Below are 23,227 nucleotides of genomic sequence, written 5' to 3' on the forward strand. Positions count from 1 at the left end.
CATGATCTGGGAAATCGACGAGCAGAAGCAGACGATCGAGGGACTCGACGCTCAGGGACGTCCCGACCCCGCGTACGCCGCGGCGCTCGGCCTTCTGCGCGCTCCCTTCGGCCGGCGCGCTCTCGCCGCCGTGATCGATGTCGCGATCTGGATGCTGCTGCAGCTGCCCCTCTGGATCGGCGCGATCCCGCTGGTGCTCAAGCTCGCGAGCGGGGCGATCTCGTCGTACGGGTTCGTCAACCACCCCGACTTCGTCCGTGCCGTGGTCATGGCGGCGGCGTCGACGCTGCTCAGTCTGATCTTCCTCATCGTCCAGCTGTTCCTGCACGGGCTCAAGGGTCGGACCATCGGCAAGGGGTTCATGGGCCTGCGCAGCATCAACGTGGTGACGCTGGAGCGACCGAAGGTCGGCGCGGTCCTGCTGCGGTTCCTCCTCGTCGTGGTCGCCGGCATCGTTCCGGTGCTGGGCCCCGCGGTCATCCTCGCCTCCCCGACGTTCGACCCCGAGGGCCGCGGTCGCGGACTGCACGACAAGGCCTCGAAGATCTGGCTCGTCGACGTGCGCAAGGGTCTCAACCCCTTCGATGAGAAGCGGATGCGCGTCGCCCGCAAGGTCGTGAAGGCCGAGCCGACACCGGAGCGCTCCGCCCTGCCGTCTCTCGCCACGCCGATCGACCCGGCCGCTCAGCCCTCGTACCGGCCCGGAAGCCGGGTCAGCGCGGGCGTGCTCGGCGTCGCGCGCCCGTACGAGGCCCACGAGCGTCCGTCTGTCGGCCTGCCCGCTGCGCCCGTCGTCGACGTCGGCCCCGGTGAGGCGGGAAAGCCGGTGCTCGGTGGATACCGCATCCCCGAGGGGGACCGCGTGGTCCGCGCGGACCTCTCGAGCGCGGCGCCGGCGCCGCAGCCGGCTTCTCCTCCTACTCCTGCTCCGGTGCCCGCCGCGGCTCCTGCGCCTGATCCCGCTCCCGTGCCTCAGCCGGCGCCCGAGCCGGCCTCCGCCCCTGCAGCGCCGCCCGTCGCTGCGACGCCGCCCGCCGCGCCGGCCGCGTCGGCCGCGCCGCCCGCACCCCCGCCCGCCGCCCGCTACGGACTGCGCTTCGACACGGGCGAGAGCATCCTGATCACCGAACCCGTGCTCCTCGGACGCAACCCGGATGCGACGGAGCATCCCGGCGCTCGTCCGATCGCGCTGGTCGACGACAGCCGGTCGCTGTCCAAGACGCACATGCTGGTGCGCCCGATCGACGGCGGCCTCGAGATCGTCGACTGCCGGTCGACGAACGGGTCGGGCCTGATCCGCGGCGGCACCGAGTACGGCGTCGCCGCCGGCACACCCGTGCAGACGGTGGACGGCGACATGATCCGCCTCGGCGATCGCGTGGCCGCGGTGGTCCGCGCGTGAGCGAGCATGGACGAACGATGATGGTCGCCGGCGAGTCCAGCGGCATTGGGGGAGACGAATGAGGCTGAAGCTGACCCTGCACCGTCAGGAGGGCGAGCCCGTCGACATCGTGATCACGACGGACTCCACCGCCACCGCCGCTGACGTGGCCCGTCACGTCGCCGCGGCGGACCCGACCCGATCGGTCCCCGTGGCCGAGGGCGATGTGCTCACTCTCGCGGTCGCACCTCCGAACGCCGAGCGACTCGTGCCCCTGCAGCCCGACGTCCCGATCGGCGAGGCGCCGATCGGCTCCGGCTTCGCGGCATCCATCGTCAACTACGGTCCCGACTACTCCTTCGCGGGACAGCGCGATGTCGCCGGGGTGCTGCTCGCGACGTCGGGGGCGCTCGCGGGTCAGGAGTTCCCGATCTCCTCCGGCCATGTCTTCCTCGGTCGCGACGCGGGCAACGACGTCGTCCTCGCGGATCCGATGGTCTCCAAGCGCCATGCGCGACTCGAGGTCGGCACGCACATCGAGGTCGTGGACCTGAACTCCGCCAACGGTGTGCTCGTCGACGGCGTCGCGGTGCAGCGCGTGCGGATCGAGGAGGGCGAGCCCTTCATCATCGGCGGCACGACCCTCGTGCTGCGCCTCGCGCGCTCCTTCGACGGCTCGGCGACCGAGGAGCCGATCATCGAACGCGGCGGCGGTCTGCTCTTCAACCGCAGCCCTCGCGTCGAGGTGCGCTTCCCGGGAACCCTCTTCAAGGTGCCGCGGCTGCCCACCGAGAAGATCGGCAAGCTGTTCCCGTGGCCGATCATGATCGCCCCGATCCTGATGGGCCTGGCGCTCTACGCGCTCAACGAGAACCCGCGATCCCTGCTGATGATCGTGATGACGCCGCTGATGGCCTTCGGCAACATCATCAACCAGGCGGCGCAGAGCAAGAAGAGCGAGAATCACGAGGTGCTGCTCTTCGAGCGGCAGTACGAGCAGCTCGAAGAGGACTTCTTCCGGGGCAAGCCCGAGGAGGAGCAGGCCCGCAACGCCGAGGCCCCGCCCGTCGCGGAGATCTACGACCACGCGATGCGGCTCGGACCGATGCTGTGGACGCGGCGGCCGGAGCACTGGAACTTCCTCGGCCTGCGGCTCGGCAGCTGCCGGCTCCCTGCGCGCAACAAGATCGACGATGCCGAGGTGCCCGACGGTCTGCCGGAGTTCATCGACCGCGTCGACCGGCTGCGCGAGCGCTACGAGTTCGTCGACGACGTGCCGGTGTTCGACACGATGGCGGATGCCGGATCCATCGGCATCGCGGGCCCGCAGGATCCCGTCGCCGACACGATGCGCGGCATCGCCGTGCAGCTGCTGGGGCTGCACGCACCGAACGACGTGGTGGCCGTGGCATTCGCCGATTCGGCCTGGACACCCGAGCTGGACTGGCTCAAGTGGATGCCGCACACCTCCAGCGAGAAGAGCCCGTTCCGCGACATGGCGCTCGCTGATTCCGCTCCGACGAGCGCCGCCCTGCTGAGCAGCCTCGAGGAGTACGTGCAGCGAGCCGGCGAAGGGCGCGGCGAGCCGCGCGGACCGTTCAAGGAGGAGTGGAATCCGCTCCTCTACGGCACCGACGTCTCGCGTGCGGCCGGTGACCACCAGGGCACCCCGCCGCTGTCCGTCATCGTGTTCGTGAGCGGCGACGCTCCGGTCGATCGCGGCCGGCTCACCGATGTCCTCGAGCGGGGCGCGGATCACGGCGTGCACGCCGTCTTCGTGTCGCCGACCGTGGAGTCCCTGCCGGCCGTATGCCGCAGCTACATCGACGTCACCACGGGTCTCGAGGACGCGCGGGTCGGCCTCGTCCGCAACGGCGAGTACTTCGAGCACGTGCGGGTCGAGGGTGTGTCCAACGCCTACATGCACATGCTCGCACGACGTCTGGCGCCGGTGCTCGACGCCAGCACGGCCGTGCACGACTCGTCCGACATCCCGGGCGCCGTGATGTTCCTGCAGCTCGTCGACCCGGCGATCGCCGAGGATCCGAACGTCGTGATCGAGCGCTGGCGGCAGAACAACACGATCGTCGACCGCTCGACGAACCCGAGGCCGCGCCTGAAGAAGGCGAGCACGCTGCGCGCGATCATCGGGCAGGGCGCGAGCGACGCCATGGCGCTCGACCTGCGCACCCAGGGTCCGCACGCGCTCGTCGGCGGAACGACGGGTGCCGGAAAGTCCGAGTTCCTGCAGGCCTGGGTACTCGGCATGGCGGCTGCGCACAGCCCCGACCGCGTCACCTTCCTGTTCGTCGACTACAAGGGCGGGTCGGCGTTCGCCGACTGCGTCGAGCTGCCGCACTGCGTCGGACTCGTGACCGACCTGAGCCCGCACCTCGTCCGGCGCGCCCTGACGAGCCTCCGGGCCGAGCTGCAGCACCGCGAGCACCTGCTGAACCGCAAGAAGGCGAAGGACCTGCTCGAACTCGAGAAGCGGCAGGATCCCGAGGTCCCGCCGGCGCTCGTCCTGGTGATCGACGAGTTCGCCGCCCTGGCATCCGAGATGCCGGAGTTCGTCGACGGTGTCGTCGACATCGCCCAGCGCGGCCGTTCGCTCGGCATCCATCTGATCATGGCGACCCAGCGACCGGCCGGCGTCATCAAGGACAATCTGCGCGCCAACACCAACCTCCGCATCGCCCTCCGCATGGCCGACGAGGCGGACTCGCGAGACGTCGTCGACGACGGCGTCGCCGCGACCTTCCCCGCGACCATCCCCGGCCGCGCGATCGCGAAGACCGGACCGGGACGCCTCGTGCCGTTCCAGTCGGCGTACGCGGGCGGCTGGACCACGGAAGACGACGGTGCCGCTGCCGAGGTGCGTGTGGCGCCGCTGCGCTTCGGCTCCGCCGCGGAGTGGGAGCCGGATGTCCCGGCCGACTCCGACGCCCACGAGGCCGACCTCGGTCCCAACGACCAGAAGCGGATCGTGTCGACGCTGATCCGGGCGAGCGAGGCCGCGGCCCTGCCGCGCCCGCGCCGTCCGTGGCTCGACGACCTGGCGCCGCTCGTGGATCTGCAGGACCTGCCGAACGAGGGCGACACGCGCATCCCGCTCGCGCTCGTCGACGTGCCGGAGAAGCAGCTGCAGCAGTCGGCGGTGTTCGCCCCCGACCGCGACGGCTCGCTCGTGATCTACGGGACATCGGGGTCGGGCAAATCGACCGTGCTCAAGACGATCGCGACGGCGGCCGGCATGCGACCGGACCTCGGGCGCGTGCAGGTCTACTGCCTCGATTTCGCCTCCGGTGCACTCGGTGCGCTCGCGTCGCTTCCGCACGTCGGATCGGTCGTCGACGGCGCCGATGTCGAGCGCATCCAGCGTCTGCTGCGCACGCTCGACGGCGAGATGGATCGCCGTGCGGCGGCCTTCTCCGCCGCCAGTGCCGCGTCCGTGCAGGAGTATCGCGAGCTGCGGGATCCGCGGATGCCGCGCATCCTGCTCCTGATCGACAACTACCCCGAGTTCAAGAAGGACTGGGAGGTCACGGCGGGACGCAACGCGTTCTACCGCATGTTCATGCGCATCCTGGGCGAGGGTCGCACGCTGGGCGTGCACACGGTCATCACCGCCGACCGCGGCAACGCCGTGCCCAGCGCGGTCGCCGCGAACATCTCGCGCCGCATCGTGCTCCGCATGGGCGACCCGAGCCAGTACATGCTGCTCGGCGCCCCGCGCGACGTGCTCGACGAGCAGTCGGCACCGGGGCGCGCGATCGTCGACGGCCACGAGGCGCAGATCGCCGTGCTCGGCGGAACGCTGAACGTGGTCGAGCAGACCAAGGCGCTCACCGCGCTGGGCGAGAAGCTCCGCGCGAGCGGCGTGCGGGATCTTCCCGAGATCGGCGCTCTGCCGACGATGGTCCTGTCGAGCGAGATGCCGACGAAGATGGACGGGATGCCGGTGTTCGGCGTCGCGGACGACACCCTGTCCGCGCACGGCTTCGAGCCGATCGGATCGTTCGTGATCTCCGGTCCTCCGGCCTCGGGGAAGACGAACACGCTGAAGGCCCTCGTCGTCGCGATGGAGCGGTTCGATCCGAGCATCCGGTTGTACCACTTCGGCACGCGCCGTTCCGAGCTCAAGGACTTCCGTCCGTGGGTGAAGAGCGCCGTCCGGCCGGAGGAGGAGAAGGATCTCGCGACCGAGCTCACGGAGCTCGTCGTCAGCGACATCTCCGGCGGCCGCATCCTGATCGTGATCGAGGACATCCCGCACCTCGCCGACGGTCCCGCAGACCGCCCGATGCGCGCGCTCCTGCAGGCGATGAACAACAGCGACCACATGCTGATCGCCGATGCGGAGATCAGCCGCGCCAGCGGGAGCATCGGCGTGCTCGGCGAGTGGAAGACCGGTCGTCAGGGCATCGTTCTCAAGCCCGACACCTACGATGGCGACGCGATCTTCAAGGCGCCGTTCGGCCGGGTCAAGCGCACCGACTTCCCGGTCGGTCGCGGCATCTTCGTGCAGGCGGGGCGAACGGTCACGATGCAGATCCCGTTCGTTCCCGACGCCCCGGCGAACGGGTAGAGCCGAGATGGGCACCGCTCCCCATTTGTCCATCGGGGATCGTTGGCTAACCTCGACGTAAGAGGCCGAGCGGCCTGAACGAGAAGATACTGGAGGCGGTTCTCATGGCCCATGATTTTGGCGCAACGTACAGCGAGATGGAAAGCGCCGCGGCGCGACTTCGTGACGGACGCAGCTCTGTGACCGACACGCTCAAGGAGCTGCAGGGCGTCATCGACGACCTCGTGCAGGACGGCTTCAAGACCGAGAACGCGTCCGACGCCTACGCCACGGCGTACGAGGAGCTCACGACGTCGCTCGACGACGCAGCCGAGGCCGTGAACGACATGGCCCAGGCCCTCGACCGGATGGCGGACCAGATCCGCGACACCGACTCGAGCATGGCCGGCGGCGCCTGAACCATCGCGCAGAGGTCGTGGGGTTGATCGGAAGATCGACCCCACGACCTCTCTCTGTGCAGGGGCGTGTGCGGATCGCCCCGAATAGAATCAGTCGGGAAGACGAGGGGAACACGAGCGATGACCGGAACACAGAGCTACTACTGGTACAACCTGACCTCGCAGTCGGTGGTGCGCGCGGACGAGCGTCCCTCGGAGGACGTCATCGGGCCGTTCGGCTCGCCGGAGGAGGCGGAGGAGTCGCCGGCGATGCTGCTCGAGCATGCCCGCGCCTGGCTCGAGAGCGAGGAGAGCGAGCCGTTCCGCGCGCTGGTCGAAGAAGAAGACGGCACCGACCTCGCGTGACGGTCGGCTCATGAGGGGGGTGCGCCGCGTCGCGGCACCGATCGCCGTGCTGCTCGCGGTGGGCCTGGCCGCCTGCACGCCGGCACTGCCGGAGACGGTCGTGCCCGACACGCAGATCACCGTCGGCTGGACGGGCGCGTTCACCTCGGCGAATGCGGCGGCATCTCCTGCACCGGGCAACGTCGACATCGCCGAGACGATCCGCGGTGACTTCGGCGACCTGGTGGACGGCGAGTTCGTGGCGGACGAGGGCTTCGGCTCGGTCACGATCGTCTCCGACGATCCGTTCACCGTGCGGTACGACCTCGCCGAGCCGGTCTGGTCGGACGACATCCCCCTCGACGCCGCCGACCTGCTGCTGGGGTGGGCGGGCGCGGCCGGCTACTTCGACGCAGAGGATGCCGACGGCGACGACGCCTCGGCCGATGCGGAGCCCGTCGAGACGGCGGTGCCCGCGCTCGATGAATTCGCCCGTGCCATCGAGGTGACCTACCCGCAGCCGATCATTGGCTGGCAGCAGGCCGTCACCGCACCCGTGCCCGCTCACGTCGTCGGGCACCGGGCGTTCGGCACCGACGATCCCATGGAGGCGAAGCAGGCCGTCATCCGCGCGATCCAGGACGGCGACGACGACGCCCTCGCGAAGATCGCGGCGGTGTGGAACGACGACTTCGAGGTCGGGAAGGACGGGAAGCTCGCGGCGGACCTGCTGCTCTCGAGCGGGCCCTTCCGGGTCGACAGCATCAGTGACGACGGCGACGGGCAGAGCGTCGCGCTCGTGCCGAATCCCTCCTACCGGGGTCTCGTGACGCCCAAGGTCGCGCGCATCGAGCTCGTTCCGGCCGGCGACCTGCCCGAGGCCGAGGTCGGCGAGCGACTGAATGTCGCACAGGTGGCCCCCACCACAGCCAACCGCGAGATCATCCGTCAGCTCGAGCGCGAGGACTTCACGGTCGACACGCGGCACGACGGCACCCTCTGGGCGCTGATGCTCGACCCGACCGGGATCTTCACCGAGCCGCAGGCGCGGGCCGCGTTCCTCCGTGCGATACCGGCGACGGCGCTGACGGAGCGCGGCTCGGGAGTATGGGCGACCGCCTACACGGGAACCACGTCGATGCTCTCGGCACCGGGTTCGCGTGCCTACGACATCGTCAACGAGGACTCCGGGTTCACTGCTGCTCTCGGCACGCCCGCCGACGACGCAGCCCTGGAGCGGGAGAGCGCCGGGATCGCCGCGGGATCGTCTGTGTGCGTGTTGTACGACACCGGGAGCGAGTTCGCGACCGGGGCCTTCGTCGCCCTGGGCGAAGTCGCCGCGGAAGCGGGCTGGAGCATCGCCGACTGCGGCAGCGCGGACTTCGAGGCTGCGCTCGCGGCCGGCGCGTGGGATGCCGTGATCGCCCGTGTGCCGGTGCCGCAGACCCCTGAGCAGATCCTCGACCAGTGGGGCGGCCACGGCTCGGCATCCATCACCGGGAGCACGGATCCGGAACGCGATGCACTGGTCGCGCAGTACGCGCAGACCACCGACGTGTACGAGGCGAGAGATCTTCTCGCGCAGATCGAGTCGACGATCGTCCGCGCCGCTGTCGCGCTGCCCATCGCGATGAACCCCCGGGCAACGATCATCGATCGCTCGGTGACGGGTATCGCCCCGCGCACCGGTGTCGCGGCCCCCCTCACCTACGGCGTCTCGCAGTGGGAAGTGGTTCCGTGATCGCGGTCTCATGGGTTGTTCTCCCCATCGCGACCGTGCGGTCGCGACTCGTAAGGTCGTCTGTGGAGGTGTCGCTGTGGGAATGATGTTGCCGAATGAGCTTGTCTGGGTGATGGAGAAGCTGGGTTTCGAGTGGCCGGATATCGATGAGGACGAGGTTCGTAAGGGGGCGACCCTGGTGCGGAACTTCGGGTCGGATCTGGAGGATGTGATCCAGGCGGTGGACCGTCAGGTGAACGGGGACCTGGGTGGGGCGCTGCGGGGGCAGACGGGTCCGGCGACGATGTCCGCTTGGAACACGAACCGGTCGCAGAACCTGCAGCAGCTGATCGACATCATGCCGCCGGCGGCGACGGCGATGGATGTCGGCGCGGATGCGATCTTCGCGTTGAAGATGAAGGTGATCGTCGATGTGTCGTCGACGTTGATCACGTTGGTGGCGATGCTCACGAACCCGATCACGGCGGCGGGTGCGGGGCCGATGCTGTTGATCAAGAAGAAGCTGTTGAACGCGGCGGTGGATATCGCGGTGGAGCAGTTGTTGAATCAGTTGGCGCCGATGCTGATCGAGCCGATGGCGGAGAAGCTGCCGGCGGTGATCGACGCGATCCTGGATGCGCCGATGGTGGAGGGGAACATCGGGGATTCGGATGAGTTCTATGCGGATCTGCAGGCGTTGGATGATGCGCAGTCGACGATGAAGCTGCATGGGTCGGATATCCAGTCGTTGACGTCGAATTTCTTCGCGGAGTTCGAGGCGTTGGACTTCGGGGGTGATGACTGATGAGTGCGATCAAGCCGATCATCCGTGAGGTGAAGCAGTCGGTGTTGAAGGGCTTCGCCCACGCGAAGGACAAGCTGCATGGGGTTGCCGACAACATCGTCAAGCACGTCGATGACGTGGGCGTGCAGGTGCGCGGCCAGGACCGGTTCGACAACCCCAACGGCAACAGCGGTTCCGGAAACGGTCCTTCGACGCACCCGTGGCAGCCGAACCGGAACCGCAAGCCCGAGGGGATGAGCGATGAGGACTACCTCGACCTCCTCGACGAGAGTGTGCACAACCCGAACGGTCTCGAAGCGATCCTCGGCAAATACTACGTCCCCGGCACCTCGAGCTACGTCGATGTGGCCGAGGGGCGGCACCCCCCGGCCACGTACTTCAGCCTCGGCGACCAGTGGGACAGCATCAAGGATGCGAATGGCCTGTCAGACGACGACATGTTCGATGCGTTCAACGTTCCTTTCCTGGAACGTATGATGGCCGAAGGGAAACCGATCGGATTCTCCCACAACCCGCAGGACTTCCCAGGCAGCGCACTGTACTTTGAACTCGATTTCCTGCAGAGGAACGGGTACGTGTTCGATCCGACGACGATGCAGGCGTATCGTCCCTGACCTGAGGAATGACAATGGCACACGAGGTTCTGACCGTGGATGACGTCCTCGCCCTGGTCGGCGAACTACGCCCCGCTGCGAATCAGTTGGTGAGGAAGTCGGATGTCGAACTCGGCTTCGTCATCTACGACGCGTTCAGTGTCCGCGGATTGTACGACGACTACGGCAGCGGCAACTGGGGATTCAGTATTGCTTTGGGCGGAGACGCCGTCGTGTCCACTGTTCTCGGGCGGCGCCTGGGTATTCGCGGCACTCGGGACGAAGTGCGATCGGCTCTCGAAGCCGTCGACGAGTACGCGCGTCTGAGGCTCGGGCCCGAGTATCTCGCCGCGCACGAGGCTGCTTACGGCAGCTGATGCCATCGCGTCGAAGACTAGCCCGATCGTGACGGAATCCTGTGCGCCGTGGAGAGTCGCTCTGTGAAAGGACCCATGCGCCTCCGCGGAGAGCGAGGCCGGCACTGAGTGAATCGACGCCGAGTCCGCACGACAGTGGCGGGAATTGAGCGAACTGGATATGGACAAGGAACCCCGCAGATATCCTGAAAGCATGACGGCAGGGTCGCTCGGGATCCAGGTGATGCGCGAAGGGATCGTGCGAGACGCCGCTGTGTCGTGGCGGTTCGAGGAGCCCTTCTCCTGGGTCGTGGAGGTACGCGGTTCCGGATTCGGAACGGCCGAAGCACGCGCGGACGACGCCTTCGAGGCGCTCTGTCTCGTGCGGGAAGAGCTCGAGCCATTCGGCTGGCGGATCGGCGTAGCGGGTGCGCAGATCGACGTCTGGCCCAGCGGCATGGCTCGTGATCAGGGCGGCGGTCTGCGCGCGTATCGGATGACGTCCGAGAGCGTGGGGGATCTCGTGGACACGTTCGCGCCGGTGGATCCCGCGTCGGTGACCACGGTGGCCGTGCAGCGGGCGGAGACCGAGCGGCTGTACGAGGCGATTCGACATCGGGCGCGAACGGATGAGGACTGATGAAGAATCTGACCTACGGCGGCATCATCGCTGCTGCGGGAAATGTCTCTGTCCCCGCGACGGTTGCCGTAGTGCAGGACTTCGATCGCCCCAACGGCAGGGAGTACGCGGTCTCCGTCGAGTTCGATCAGCACGTGTTCACGGGCCTGGGCGCGGACGCGTTCTGGGCTTTCGAGAGAGCGCGTGAACAGTATGAGCCTCTGGGGTGGAGGGTCGCGGTCCAGGGCGCATCGGTGCGTTGCTTTCCCAGCGGAATGCAGGGCGAGGCGGGCGCCCTCATGGTGTACAGGCACCCGGAATCGCTGGAAGATGCGCAACCGGAGCCGGTGGTGACCTTCGCGGCCGCGGCGCTCGACGAGATCGTGACCTTCGCCGAGCAGATGGCGGCGCAACGAGAACGTATGGAGCCGTTACGCCGATCAGGCCAGACCGACAGACGCCGACCATGAGAGTGGACTCGTGACAGCGCACGTCGACTCGACGTACCCGGGTGCCTGCGAGGTCTGTTCGGGGTATTGGGCGACATACGCGCCGGAGGCGCGCGCCGTGACGATCGGCGAGAGCGAAGAATTCATGGCAGAGGTGCGTCGCTGCCGCTCCTGCGGCACCTACTGGGAGGTCGGCGCCTTCAGCTACCCCCGGGTCATCTCCCGCGACCAGGCACGACGCGAGCTTCCTGACCTCGATGATCTCGAGCAGGCGCTGGGTATCGACTTCCCGAACCCGGCTGCGACGGAGGAGTGAGAGATGCCGCATGACGACATGACGGTGGACGATGTGCTCGACCTCGTTCGCGCGCATCTCCCCGCTGCGACGAAGCGGTACAAGAGGTCGGATGTCGAACTGACCTTCGTCCTGTACGACGCCTTCGCCGTGCGCGGCTCATACGATGACTACGGCAGCGGCAACTGGGGATTCGGCATCCTCTTGGGCGGAGATGCATCGGTGTCCGAGATCCTCGGGCAGCGGCTGTCGATCCGCGGCACTCGGGACCAGGTTCGGGAAGCGCTGAAGGCCATCGACGAGTACGTGCGGTTGCGGCTGGGGAGCGACTATCTCGCGGCCTACGACGCCGCGTACGGTGCGAGAGGAACCCGGCCGTGACGGACCAGAACACAGATCTGAGCGAAGCCATCGTGGTGCACCTCACGAACTATCCGGGGAAGAACGAGGCCGCTTTCGAGGCACGATACGGCTCGACTGGGGTCCGTGAGCAGGTACGTGCGATGCTGGACGAGACGATCAGCACCCGGATCGACTGGGCGGGCATGTCCCTCAGCGAGATCGGTGACGAGCTCGAACGCGTGATGCGTGAGAGGCATCCGGAGCTGTCGGATGCCGCGATCAGGAAACTCGGCAACTACTACACGTATCAGGTCAAATGAGGGGAAACGACCGATGAGCGCGATCAAGCCGATCATGCGCGAGGTGAGGCAGGCGGTCCTCTCGGGCATGGCCCACTCGAAGGACAAGCTGCACCAGCTGACCGACAACATGCTCAACCACGTCGACGACGTCGCGAAGCGGGTGCGCGGCCAGGACAAGTTCGAGGGCAGGGACGCGCCGTGGGCGCTGCGCGGGGGATGGGACCGGAACTCGTCGACCCAGCCGGGCGACTACACCCCCGGCGGACGGTTCGACCACGATCACAAGAGCGACCGTCCTGACCCCGAGGACTACCTGAGCAAGGACTACATCGACCGGCACCTCGCTCGGTTCGACAACGGCGCGAGCCGCATCTACGTGTCCGACTCCCTCAACAACTACGGGCCGGCGCAGGCCGACCACGATGCCTTCGTCTTCCCGACCGAAGACCTCGACCGGGTTCTCAACGAGGCGGGTCACGACACCGACAAGCTCGAGGATCTGCTCGGTTTCGATCGGGGATCGCTGCGCGACGAGGACGGCAACCCGCTCCAGATCGAGATCCGCCACTTCTCGCCGGATGAGCTCAACGGACTCACCGTTCCGTCGGGTCGCGAGAACGGCGCGAACGAGAACTGGCTGCCCGGCGGCTATCTTCCGACGGGTGTGCCCGAAGGCGTGATCACCATGCCGGACACCGCCACCGGATCGCGCAACGGCGGCGGCGGCCCGGCATCCTGGCCGGGAACGTTCGGCGGCAACTACGAGTTGCGGTGACCGCGCCATGATCTTCCGCAAGAAGCAGAACCCGGCTGACGCGGGCCTTCCGGACGGCACGGTCGTGCTGCATCCGTTCGATGACCGGCTCGGCCGGACAGCGGGGGTGCCGCAGATCAGCGCCCAGGATGCCGAGATGCGATGGGCAACCGGGGAGGAGATTCACCTGCTCCCCGCGCACGACGCGGGAGACGTCGTGCCCTGGTCGCTCACGGCCCGGCGCGGTCGGGACTACGTCGTCAACGAGTACGCCGCCGACGGTCGCCGCGTGCGGAGCGAGCGTTGGGTGCAGGACGGCGATCGGGTGCGGATGGCTGGCGGCGAGGCGCGGTTCGAACAGGACGGCGATCAGGGCCCGACGGCTTATCAGGTCGAGTGGGACGCGTATCCCGGCGGGGCGATGCGGATCGAGACCATCGCTCCGCGCAGCGAGGACGACCAGGTGACCGGTTTCCGATCCGCTCCAGAAGCGCGGATCGAGCGGCCGGCCCCCACTGTCGACACTGTTCTCGACCTGCGGGACTCCGACGATCTCGACGCTGCGGCTTTCGCGGGTCTCGGCCCTCGGGAAGCCGCCGAGCTCTACGCGCGCAGCCGTGCCCGCGGCGCGGCACCGCTCACGACCGAGGACGTGTTCGGGGAGGCGTCGCTGCGCACAGGAGCCGTCGTGCTCGCCTCGGCCCGCCAGATCATGGACGTCGTCGACGGGATCCTGCATCGCGGCAGAGCCACCGACGGGGTCATGGGATCTCGGGTTCCGGTGCTGCAGCGCGGGGCGGCGACCATCATTCCGCTCGGTGCGCAGGGCGCGGCCCTGGAGTATCAGGCGGATGTGCGTGACGAACTGGTGGAGCTGTCGAACAGCGTCCGGTGGGCCCTCGAGCACCGCGCAGGGAGCCGGGTGAGCCTGGACCTCGCGGACGCGCCGCCGTCGGGGGAGCGTTCGTATCGATCGCAGCTCGCGGTGGCCGGGGCGACGCGTGCGGGCGTCTGGCGGCCGGAGCCGGGTCTCGCGGTTGTTCTCGTCGTCTCGGGCGATCCGGATGCCGGCACTCTCACCCATGCGCTCCACATCGTGCCGAGCGGATGGGTGGCATCGCCCGACGCTCTGGAACGACCGCTCGACGAGCCGATCGACGTCGCCTGGTCCTGGGCGGACGTCGTGTCCCTGGCATCGTCCTGGTGAGCGACGCGTGAGCCGGTCGGCGGCAGGCTCGGCACGTGACCAGCGCCGGATAGTCTGATGAGAACCCGAGGAGAGGACCGCAACGCATGTCGATGGCATTCGAGGGAGCGGACGTGAACGTCGTCCCGCGTGTCTACGGCGCGAACGAGCTCGGGGTCCTCGCGGTCACCGCGCCGGGGGATGCGCACCCTCGTGTCCAGTACGCCGGCGGCGAGCTCTTCGTGGGGCTCGACCGGGCGGGAGACCGCACCGCGGTCACCGAGGGCGAGGCCGAAGGGTGGTCGCGGCCGTTCCCCGACGTCGTGGCGTCGGCGGTCGCCGCAGCAGGCGCCCTCCCGGAGGCCGCCGAAGGCCTCATCGTCATCGACGACGAGGCGACGGCATCCGCCGTTCTGATCGATCCGTCGCGGCTCGAAGGAGCCCGGATCGCGGGCGCGCCGGTCGTCTTCGGGCTCGCGCGCGATCGCTTCGCGATCGTCGGGACGGACGATGAGTCGGCCGCTGTGCGCGTGCTCGATCTCGCCGAGGAGCTCTACGACGCAGGCACTCCCCTCGTCAGTGCGCACCCGATCGCGCTCACCGACGAGGGCTGGGCGCCGTTCCCGTGGCGCGAGAGGTTCCCGGCGCTCGAGATGCGGTTCGAACGCGTGCTCCGTCTGTTCAGCGTGCGCGTGTACGAAGCCCAGACGGCGGCTCTGCAGCGTCCGGACGTGCGCTACATCGACCCGAAGATCCGTGTGCTCGACACGGGCGTGACGACGACGTTCGCCGCGTGGCCGAAGGGCGTCGCGTCGCTGCTTCCCGTGGTCGACAACGTGATCATCGCGGACAGCTCCGGCGAAGGCACGCAACTCAGCGTGGCCACGATGGCGCAGTTCCTCGAGGCCGGTGGCGATGCCATCGTCCGCACAGGCCTGTCTCCGCTGCGGTACTTCGTGCCGGGCGAGGCGCCCCGCACCTCCTGAGGGGCGGCCGATGGGCTGAGGCGCGATGGGCTGATCTCCCCATCGCGTCGGCATCCGCCCCTGGGTAGCGTCGGGGCCGGAGGTGGTCGCCGTGGGAATGATGCTGCCGGACGAGCTCATCTGGGTGATGGACAAGCTGGGCCTCGAATGGCCCGACATCGATGAGGACGAGGTGCACAAGGCCGCCGTCTACGTGCGCGCCTACCGCGACGACATGGAGTCGCTCGTGCAGACCGCCGATCGTCGGATCAACGGCGAGCTGGCGTCTGCGATGCGCGGCGAGGCAGGCACGGCGCACGTGACCGGCTGGAACCGCAACCGCTCCGAGAACGTGCAGCAGCTGCTCGACATCCTGGGGCCTGCGGCCGTGGGCATCGACATCGCCGCCGACATCGTGCTCGCGCTGAAGGTGAAGGTGATCGTCGACGTCACGGTCACCCTCGCCCAACTGATCCCGCTGCTCGCCGCCGGCCCCTTCGGGGCGGGCGGGGCTGCGCTGCTGATCATCGCGCGGAAGAAGCTTTTCTCGATGGCGATGGAGATCACGCTCGAGAAGGTCATCGACGAGGTGCTCCCGCTGGCGATCGAACCCCTCGCCGAGCAGGTCCCCACGTTGGTCATGGCACTCATGGACGCGCCCGTGGTCGAGGGGACGATCGGAGACGTCGACGAGTTCTTCGCCGACCTCGATGCGCTCGACCAGGCAGCATCTGACATGGACGCGCACGCGGCCGATGTGGAGGACCTCACCGATCGGCTGCTCGCCGACATCGCCAACCTGCAGATCTCGGGGAGCTGACCCATGACCTTGAAGAAGCTGATGCATGACCTCGTCGACGCGGTGGACGGTGCAGGGCACGAGTTCAAGCAGGGGTTCTCGAGCGCCTTCCGCAAACGCGGCGGCAAGCATCGTGCGGATGCCGACATCATCCGCGGGTGGGATCGGCGGAACGTCGACGACGAGCCGCGGCATCGCGGAGACGGCAAGCCGCCGACGTCGCATGCGAAGGACTACGACATCCGGGAGGATGTGCGGCGCGGTCTCGAGACGCTCGGGTACGTGCCGAAGCACGCGGACCCCGACTACGACGCCGCCCGCGATCTGGGAACCTCGCTGGGCAAGGACGTCCGAGGGCTTCCCGGCGAGGTGCTCGACGAGGTGAAGGGCGTGCCGAAGAAAGCGCCGAAACAGCTGCTGGAGGAGCTGTACGAGGACGCGATCGGTCAGGACAGCCCCGACAAGTACGGCGAGACGGCGCAGGGAGACATGCGCTTCCTCGCACCTGCGAGCGAGGCAGGCGACCTGCGTGGTCTGAGCAACGGCGAGCTGGAGGCGCGGTTCGGGCTGGCGCCGGGTTCCCTCGACGGGGCGACCCTCGAGGTCACGTCGATCCCCGGCTCGCGCTTCATGAGCGTCGAGATCGAGCGTCCCGACGGGAGATGATCCTTCCCTGGTCGGGGGAGCGCTACCCATGGTGTGGACGAGTGACTGCCACGTACAGTCTGTGCAGGAGGTGTCGCTGTGGGGATGATGTTGCCGAATGAGCTTGTCTGGGTGATGGAGAAGCTGGGTTTCGAGTGGCCGGATATCGATGAGGACGAGGTTCGTAAGGGGGCGACCCTGGTGCGGAACTTCGGGTCGGATCTGGAGGATGTGATCCAGGCGGTGGATCGTCAGGTGAACGGGGACCTGGGTGGGGCGCTGCGGGGGCAGACGGGTCCGGCGACGATGTCTGCGTGGAACGCGAACCGTTCGCAGAATCTGCAGCAGCTGATCGACATCATGCCGCCGGCGGCGACGGCGATGGATGTGGGTGCGGATGCGATCTTCGCGTTGAAGATGAAGGTGATCGTCGATGTGTCGTCGACGTTGATCACGTTGGTGGCGATGCTCACGAACCCGATCACGGCGGCGGGTGCGGGGCCGATGCTGTTGATCAAGAAGAAGCTGTTGAATGCGGCGGTGGATATCGCGGTGGAGCAGTTGTTGAATCAGTTGGCGCCGATGTTGATCGAGCCGATGGCGGAGAAGCTGCCGGCGGTGATCGATGCGATCCTGGATGCGCCGATGGTGGAGGGGAACATCGGGGATTCGGATGAGTTCTATGCGGATCTGCAGGCGTTGGATGATGCGCAGTCGACGATGAAGCTGCATGGGTCGGATATCCAGTCGTTGACGTCGAATTTCTTCGCGGAGTTCGAGGCGTTGGACTTCGGGGGTGATGACTGATGAGTGCGATCAAGCCGATCATCCGTGAGGTGAAGCAGTCGGTGTTGAAGGGTTTCGCCCACGCGAAGGACAAGCTGCACCAGCTCGCCGACAACATCGTCAAGCACGTCGATGACGTCGGCGTCCGCGTGCGGGGCCAGGACCGGTTCGACGGCGCGCCGGGGAACCCGCCGATCGTGCGGGACCGGAATCCTGACTGGTTGAACGAACGTCTGGACCGCGACGACCTTCCATTCTGGCGTCGCCGCATGGCAGAGGGGGACCAGTTCAACTACCAGAACCACCATCGTTATCCCCAGAACGAGGTCACCTTGGGGAACGGTAAGCGCCTGGACTCGTATCTGCCGGGTGAGGAGATCGTGTCGCGCAAGAACACTCAGCTCGACAGCGTACGACCCGAGACGGCCAACTCGTACATCGATGAGTTGCTGAACAAGTACCCACCCGGTACCCCCATCGCGGGCTCCCCCGATGTGCTTAGCGGGCAGCCCGTTCTCGAGGTACCCGTACAGACCGACCCCATACCGCAATCCGTGATCGACCACGCCAATGGCAAGGAGCCGCCCGTGCAGATACGGGACGTCCTCGGAAACGTGTATAACTAGGATCACCATGACGGAGCGATACATCTACACAGACAAAGTCGGAGCAGGTCCGGAGCACCCGAAGAAGCAATGGGGACTCTTCAGCAAGGAGTTGACGACGGATGAGGCCGTCGCTCGCTACGACCTCGATGCCGCACGTCGCGAGGACTGGTTCGGAGTGGTGCTCCAGTCCGACGATCAGCGGCCGCACGCCTACCTGCAGATGTGCCCGAGGGCCAATGGGGTGGAGATGCACAAGCTGAACGCGCAGGGAAGCGTCGACGTCGCCTACACCTGGCGCGCTTATTACACCCCGTCCGATTCAGCGCACTACGACGGCGATGACAGCCGGGTCTTCTTGAGCGCGATCACGTGGTACACCTATCCGGACGAGTTGCGCTTCTATCTGAGGAACGCGTCCGTGGGCAACGTGTCGATGACATTCGGCCCCGACGGTTACGGCAAGGAAGAACGGGTCACGAAACGGGGTTTCGGCGAGCCCGCGGACGTGGAGACGCGCGAGTTCCGCAACGTCGACGTGACCGCCAACTGGACCAGAATCCCGGACTTCGGTGACTGGGGTGCCTTCTTCCACCCCGAGACTCAGAAGTGACCGGTAGGAACCCTGACGCGCGAGGAGACCAGACACCGGATGCTCCAGGGTGACGTCTTCACCTTCCTGAACGCTCTCGGAGCGCGGGAAGGCGATCCGCGCCTGGAGCATGCTCTCGCGTTCGTCGACGGCCCGCACGAGGTCGAGGTGTTCGACGAAGGCGGCGTGCAGGAGAAGTACCTCGTCATGACGGATCGCGGGGTCGACTTCCTGCTGAAGGACGGCGTGCTCAGTACGGTCTTCGTCTACGCGACCGACACACCCGATCAGAGCACCTACGGCGGATGGGCGAGCCTCGTCGGCGGGGTCTCCCCCGAGGCGTCACCGGACGATGTCGTGCAGGCGCTCGGCGCACCGCTTCGCTCGACGGAGTCATTCGTGCGGTATCGGATAGACCCCGGATTCGTGCAGTTCGACTTCGACGGGGACGCGCTCAAGATGCTCGTCGTCATGCGGGAGGTGGTCGGCGGCGACGCTCCGCAGGCCGCGGCCGATGAGGTCGAGGGGGCGAAGACCGTCGATGGCGACCTCGCCGTCTTCATGCGCGCTGTCGGCCACTCGATGTTCTCGCCGACGCACATGGCGGTGATCGGGCTCGCCGGTCCGGCGACCGAGTCCTACGACGAGGAGCGCGGCGGTGCGATGTGGCAGTACGAGGATTCGGCCAGAACCGGTGTCACGCTCCAGTTCAGGCAGGACGTGCTGGTGGGCGCGCTCATCAAGCTCCGAGCGGAGGACGGCAAGTCCGGTTACCCGACCCCCGAGCTCTTGATCGCCGGACTGGCCCTGCCGGCGAGCCGCGACACCATCGGGGCGCATTTCGGGACCCCGCGACAGACGAGTCAGCAGATGGATCTCTACCTGGTGGATGACCGCTATCTGCGCTTCGACTTCGATGCGGGACTGAGCACGGCCGTCACCGTCGTGCTGCCCGGCGCCGAGGCGTGAGACCCGAGCACCGGACCAGGAGATCCATGAGCCGTCACACCCATGTGGTGGAGTCCAACGGATACAGTCGGGGCCCGCTCATCGACAGCGTGCGTCCGTATCCGGACGCGATCCGCTTCGCCCTGAACCGGCTGAACGGCACGTCGTTCTGGGCATACAGCCTGTGGCGCGCTCCCGCGGGCACCGACTTCCTGAAGGACATCCCGCTGTCCGACGAGTACGTGCAGAGTGCGGGAACCGCGCAGGTCATGACCGTCGAGGTGCGCGTGCTGGACGCGAACGGCGCTGCGCACCAATACGTGATCGGGAAGCCGGGCGATCGACCAGCCGGAGCCCCGACCGAGGTGATCCACTGGGAGGACGGACGTCACAGCACGACCGTGTACCCGAACGAGATGTTCACCGCCGACGAGGCGGCCGACGTCTTCTACGTCTACTTCCAGACCGACGAGGTCCCCGAGTCGTACACCTCCGCGAACTCCATCTGACCCGATGACGGTGGGTTGATCTACCCATCGCGCTGCGCCGTCCCGGCTGGGGGTAACCTCATGGCGGAGAAGCTGGGCTTCGAGTCGCCGGATCAGGACATTCTGGTCACACGAGTGATCGTTCGGGAGGAACCATGACGCGGTACGGACCCTACGCCGAGACCACCCCTCGCGGGCAGACGGGCTGGCTCGACGGGGCACGCCGCCCTGTGCCCGAGCATCTCCGGCTCATGCTCGGCCACCTGGACGGCGTAGGCAAGTACACCTACAGCATCTGGCGGGCGACGAATCCGGAGAGCATCATCGTGACGCGGAAGGATACCGGCGACACGTTTCTGCAGGCGGCTGGTTCTGCTTCGGCCATGACGCTAGAGATCCGGAAGCCCGGCCCTGACGGCAAGGGCCGTCTTTATACAGTCGGTCGAGGTGCCGCAACCGGTGAAGCCACGATCCTCATTCCGATCAACGACGAACGGGCGGTGAGGGTCTTCGCCGACGAAGTCTTCTCCGCCGACGACGCGGCCGCGGTCTTCACGCAATATTACGAGACTGGCACCCTCGCAGAGCCGTTCGTCTTCCGCGAACTGGACCCGTCCTTCGTCGGCGGTCCGCAAGAGGACGAGGTGCTCGACGAAGGGCGAAGAACATGATCGAGATCTCAGATTTCGTGCACCATGGGACGGTCGAGCCCGAGGTCGTCGAGGCCTTTCGGGGCCGTGTTCCCGACGAGGTGATCGAACTGTGGGAGACCTACGGGTACGGATCGTTCGCGTCGGGCTTCCTGCGTGTGATCAACCCCGCCGTGTACGAGGCGGAGTTGGCGGATTGCATCGGCAAGACCCAGGGCGACGGCATCGCGATCCCGATCATGGTGACGGGGCTCGCGGACCTCATCACGTGGGAGCCGAGTCTGAACGGATTCATCGCGATCAGGTATCGAGACGGTCGGGCTGCAGGACTCAACAGCGAACTGAGCCACTTCCTGGACATGCTGAACAGGGCGCGAGACTTCTATCTGTCGCGGACGCTGAACTGGGACATCTTCGCCCGGGCGGTCGAGGCCCACGGCGAACTGCCCTACGAGCAGTCGTTCACCTTCGTGCCTCTGCGTTCTCTGGGCGGTCCGGAGAAGGTGGAGAACCTGAAGAAGCGGGAGACGATCGCCGCGATCCAGGTGATGGTGGAATTCCAGGGCGTCATCGGCCACTGAGCCACGCCTGAGGGAAGAGTCCGATCCATCGTCGCGCGCCCAGGGGGAGTGCTACCCATGGTGTGGGCGAGTGACTGCCACGTACAGTCTGTGCAGGAGGTGTCGCTGTGGGGATGATGTTGCCGAATGAGCTTGTCTGGGTGATGGAGAAGCTGGGTTTCGAGTGGCCGGATATCGATGAGGACGAGGTTCGTAAGGGGGCGACCCTGGTGCGGAATTTCGGGTCGGATCTGGAGGATGTGATCCAGGCCGTCGATCGCAAGGTCAACGGCGACCTCGCCGGAGCGATGCGGGGCCAGACCGGGCCCGCCACGATGAGCGCCTGGAACGCCAATCGTTCGCAGAACCTGCAGAAGCTGATCGACATCATGCCGCCGGCGGCGACGGCGATGGATGTGGGTGCGGATGCGATCTTCGCGTTGAAGATGAAGGTGATCGTCGATGTGTCGTCGACGTTGATCACCCTGGTCGCGATGCTCACGAACCCGATCACGGCGGCCGGCGCCGGACCGATGCTGCTGATCAAGAAGAAGCTGCTCAACGCCGCTGTCGACATCGCGGTCGAGCAGCTGATCAACCAGTTGGCGCCGATGGCGATCGAGCCGCTGGCGGAGCAGCTTCCCGCCGTGATCGACGCGATCCTGGATGCGCCGATGGTGGAGGGGAACATCGGGGACTCGGATGAGTTCTACACCGACCTGCAGGCACTGGAAGAGGCGCAGTCCACCATGAAGGTGCACGGCGCGGACATCCAGACACTGACGTCGAACTTCTTCTCGGAGTTCTCGGCGCTGGACTTTGGAGGAGATGACTGATGAGCGCGGTCAAGCCAATCATCCGCGAGTTGAAGCAGGCCGCTCTCAAAGGTGGCGTGCACGCCAGGGACAGGCTGCACCAGCTCACCGACAACATGAACGACCACCTCGACAGTGTGGTCCGGCAAGTCAGGGACAACGATCGGTTCGACAACGCGATCGACGTGAGCCTCAAGCGCTTCAAGAGGAATCCGAAGCACGACTCGGCGGAGTACAACAGCCAGTACAACGAGCAGATGGACACTCTACAGAACATGTCGGCCGCGGATTGGCTGCGTAACCGCATCGAATACCTGGACAACGGCCGCACGTCCGACTCGCTTCGCGCCCAGCAGGCTGCGCGTGATGCGGCGCTCAACGACAAGTACGACGAGCTGCGTGATGAAGGACTCAGCGTCGAGCAGGCGCAGCAGGCCGCCGCGGAGTGGCTCAAAGGCCAGGCTGCTCTGCATCGACTCGACGGAATCGCCGGTGGAGACGTCACAGACATCTCCCGCGTCGGAGACACCCGGATCAACTCCTCGCTCGGGTCGCAGTGGAGGACTCGCGTGGGCGACATCGACACGGCCATCATCGACTACGTGAACGCCAATCCGGGCGTCGATCTCAACGACGTGAACATCAACGTCATCCTCCGATAGGTTGTGAAGCATGGTTGAGATCGCTGACTTTGTGGTGCACGCGCCGGTTCCGGCGGAGATCATCGAGGAGTTCCGAGGGCGGGTTCCGGACGAGCTCGTGGAGATCTGGGAGCAGTACGGGTACGGGACGTTCGGCGGCGGATTCCTGCGGCTCATCGACCCGAAGCTCTACGAGGCCGAGGTGGGCGACTGCATCGGCAAGACGCAGGGCGACGGTATCGCGATCCCGATCATGGTCACCGGCCTCGGCGACCTGATCACCTGGGAGCCGAGCCTGGGCATCGTCGCCATCCAGTATCGTCTCGGCACCGTGTACGGGCTCGGCTCGCGGGTGCGCAGCGTGTTCCGTCTCGTCGAAGACGGCCTGATCCTGAGCCGGCTGAGAGCAGAGATCTTCCCGAAGGCGGTCGAGGCCCACGGTGAGCTTCCGTACGACCAGTCGTTCATCTTCGTGCCCTTGCTGTCGTTGGGCGGTCAGGAGAAGGTGGAGAACCTGCATAAGAGGGAGACCATCGCATCGATCCAGGTCGCGGTAGACCTGCAGGGTGTCATCGGGCACTGAGCCTGTTCTCCATCGAGCGGCAGGGCGTCCGCCTGCCT

Annotated in this window: 28 protein-coding genes; all 28 read left to right on the top strand. The window is 66.8% G+C overall.

All coding sequences use genetic code 11. The features are described 5' to 3' along the window. The first annotated feature begins 1 nt into the window (after position 1). The 28 genes from DC434_RS20235 (at position 2) to DC434_RS04760 (ending at position 23,189) form a co-directional block, all read left to right on the top strand. Positions 2-1,402, top strand: a complete 1,401-nt coding sequence (locus DC434_RS20235; RefSeq protein WP_207769903.1) for an RDD family protein — start codon at positions 2-4, stop codon at positions 1,400-1,402. Positions 1,403-1,460: 58 nt separating this feature from the next. Continuing rightward, complete coding sequence (locus DC434_RS04630; protein WP_116634136.1) at positions 1,461-5,969, top strand: FtsK/SpoIIIE domain-containing protein; 4,509 nt, start codon at positions 1,461-1,463, stop codon at positions 5,967-5,969. Between the two features lie 104 nt (positions 5,970-6,073). After that, positions 6,074-6,367, top strand: a complete 294-nt coding sequence (locus DC434_RS04635) for a WXG100 family type VII secretion target (protein WP_279303202.1) — start codon at positions 6,074-6,076, stop codon at positions 6,365-6,367. Between the two features lie 120 nt (positions 6,368-6,487). Beyond that, complete coding sequence (locus DC434_RS04640) at positions 6,488-6,712, top strand: hypothetical protein (protein WP_116634138.1); 225 nt, start codon at positions 6,488-6,490, stop codon at positions 6,710-6,712. Between the two features lie 10 nt (positions 6,713-6,722). Beyond that, positions 6,723-8,432, top strand: coding sequence for an ABC transporter substrate-binding protein (locus DC434_RS04645; protein WP_116634139.1), 1,710 nt, complete (start codon positions 6,723-6,725; stop codon positions 8,430-8,432). Between the two features lie 112 nt (positions 8,433-8,544). Next, positions 8,545-9,216 carry a hypothetical protein gene (locus DC434_RS04650; RefSeq protein WP_243408860.1) on the top strand — a complete coding sequence of 224 codons (672 nt, stop codon included), beginning with the start codon at positions 8,545-8,547 and terminating at the stop codon, positions 9,214-9,216. Next, the gene (locus tag DC434_RS04655) at positions 9,216-9,830 is read left to right on the top strand and encodes a hypothetical protein (RefSeq protein WP_116634141.1); all 615 of its coding nucleotides are present in this window, start codon (positions 9,216-9,218) and stop codon (positions 9,828-9,830) included. The genes DC434_RS04650 and DC434_RS04655 overlap by 1 nt, the downstream gene beginning before the upstream one ends. 35 nt (positions 9,831-9,865) lie before the next feature. After that, on the top strand, positions 9,866-10,186 hold the full coding sequence (locus tag DC434_RS04660) for a hypothetical protein (protein WP_133192774.1): 321 nt from the start codon (positions 9,866-9,868) through the stop codon (positions 10,184-10,186). A gap of 193 nt (positions 10,187-10,379) precedes the next feature. Further along, entirely contained in the window at positions 10,380-10,805 is a 426-nt protein-coding gene (locus DC434_RS04665) for a hypothetical protein (RefSeq protein ID WP_116634143.1), read from the top strand. Continuing rightward, positions 10,805-11,254 carry a hypothetical protein gene (locus DC434_RS04670; protein WP_116634144.1) on the top strand — a complete coding sequence of 150 codons (450 nt, stop codon included), beginning with the start codon at positions 10,805-10,807 and terminating at the stop codon, positions 11,252-11,254. Before DC434_RS04665 ends, DC434_RS04670 begins: the two co-directional genes overlap by 1 nt. A gap of 97 nt (positions 11,255-11,351) precedes the next feature. Then, entirely contained in the window at positions 11,352-11,549 is a 198-nt protein-coding gene (locus DC434_RS04675) for a hypothetical protein (protein ID WP_116634145.1), read from the top strand. A 3-nt stretch (positions 11,550-11,552) separates the two neighbouring features. Beyond that, entirely contained in the window at positions 11,553-11,909 is a 357-nt protein-coding gene (locus tag DC434_RS04680) for a hypothetical protein (RefSeq protein ID WP_116634146.1), read from the top strand. After that, the gene (locus tag DC434_RS04685; protein WP_116634147.1) at positions 11,906-12,190 is read left to right on the top strand and encodes a hypothetical protein; all 285 of its coding nucleotides are present in this window, start codon (positions 11,906-11,908) and stop codon (positions 12,188-12,190) included. Before DC434_RS04680 ends, DC434_RS04685 begins: the two co-directional genes overlap by 4 nt. 13 nt (positions 12,191-12,203) lie before the next feature. Next, entirely contained in the window at positions 12,204-12,947 is a 744-nt protein-coding gene (locus DC434_RS04690; RefSeq protein WP_116634148.1) for a hypothetical protein, read from the top strand. Between the two features lie 7 nt (positions 12,948-12,954). Then, a complete protein-coding gene (locus DC434_RS04695) occupies positions 12,955-14,133 on the top strand; it encodes a hypothetical protein (protein ID WP_116634149.1) in 1,179 nt (392 codons plus the stop codon). Between the two features lie 86 nt (positions 14,134-14,219). Next, a complete protein-coding gene (locus DC434_RS04700) occupies positions 14,220-15,098 on the top strand; it encodes a hypothetical protein (RefSeq protein WP_243408809.1) in 879 nt (292 codons plus the stop codon). Positions 15,099-15,195: 97 nt separating this feature from the next. Next, complete coding sequence (locus DC434_RS04705) at positions 15,196-15,897, top strand: hypothetical protein (RefSeq protein ID WP_116634150.1); 702 nt, start codon at positions 15,196-15,198, stop codon at positions 15,895-15,897. A 3-nt stretch (positions 15,898-15,900) separates the two neighbouring features. Next, positions 15,901-16,542, top strand: coding sequence for a hypothetical protein (locus DC434_RS04710; RefSeq protein WP_116634151.1), 642 nt, complete (start codon positions 15,901-15,903; stop codon positions 16,540-16,542). A gap of 114 nt (positions 16,543-16,656) precedes the next feature. Beyond that, a complete protein-coding gene (locus DC434_RS04715) occupies positions 16,657-17,328 on the top strand; it encodes a hypothetical protein (RefSeq protein WP_243408861.1) in 672 nt (223 codons plus the stop codon). After that, complete coding sequence (locus tag DC434_RS04720) at positions 17,328-17,933, top strand: hypothetical protein (RefSeq protein WP_116634152.1); 606 nt, start codon at positions 17,328-17,330, stop codon at positions 17,931-17,933. The genes DC434_RS04715 and DC434_RS04720 overlap by 1 nt, the downstream gene beginning before the upstream one ends. Before the next feature lie 7 nt (positions 17,934-17,940). Beyond that, positions 17,941-18,525, top strand: a complete 585-nt coding sequence (locus DC434_RS04725) for a hypothetical protein (RefSeq protein ID WP_116634153.1) — start codon at positions 17,941-17,943, stop codon at positions 18,523-18,525. Between the two features lie 39 nt (positions 18,526-18,564). After that, entirely contained in the window at positions 18,565-19,473 is a 909-nt protein-coding gene (locus tag DC434_RS04730) for a hypothetical protein (protein ID WP_116634154.1), read from the top strand. A gap of 26 nt (positions 19,474-19,499) precedes the next feature. Then, on the top strand, positions 19,500-19,961 hold the full coding sequence (locus tag DC434_RS04735; protein ID WP_116634155.1) for a hypothetical protein: 462 nt from the start codon (positions 19,500-19,502) through the stop codon (positions 19,959-19,961). A gap of 230 nt (positions 19,962-20,191) precedes the next feature. Further along, on the top strand, positions 20,192-20,611 hold the full coding sequence (locus tag DC434_RS04740; protein ID WP_133192775.1) for a hypothetical protein: 420 nt from the start codon (positions 20,192-20,194) through the stop codon (positions 20,609-20,611). Next, positions 20,608-21,171, top strand: a complete 564-nt coding sequence (locus DC434_RS04745; protein ID WP_116634157.1) for a T6SS immunity protein Tdi1 domain-containing protein — start codon at positions 20,608-20,610, stop codon at positions 21,169-21,171. The genes DC434_RS04740 and DC434_RS04745 overlap by 4 nt, the downstream gene beginning before the upstream one ends. 143 nt (positions 21,172-21,314) lie before the next feature. Next, a complete protein-coding gene (locus DC434_RS04750; RefSeq protein WP_243408862.1) occupies positions 21,315-21,986 on the top strand; it encodes a hypothetical protein in 672 nt (223 codons plus the stop codon). Further along, positions 21,986-22,627 carry a polymorphic toxin type 15 domain-containing protein gene (locus DC434_RS04755; protein WP_243408810.1) on the top strand — a complete coding sequence of 214 codons (642 nt, stop codon included), beginning with the start codon at positions 21,986-21,988 and terminating at the stop codon, positions 22,625-22,627. The genes DC434_RS04750 and DC434_RS04755 overlap by 1 nt, the downstream gene beginning before the upstream one ends. A 10-nt stretch (positions 22,628-22,637) precedes the next feature. Continuing rightward, on the top strand, positions 22,638-23,189 hold the full coding sequence (locus DC434_RS04760) for a GAD-like domain-containing protein (RefSeq protein ID WP_116634159.1): 552 nt from the start codon (positions 22,638-22,640) through the stop codon (positions 23,187-23,189). Positions 23,190-23,227: the final 38 nt, after the last annotated feature.

It is taken from the genome of Microbacterium sp. TPD7012, assembly GCF_003075395.1.
GTDB lineage: Bacteria > Actinomycetota > Actinomycetes > Actinomycetales > Microbacteriaceae > Microbacterium.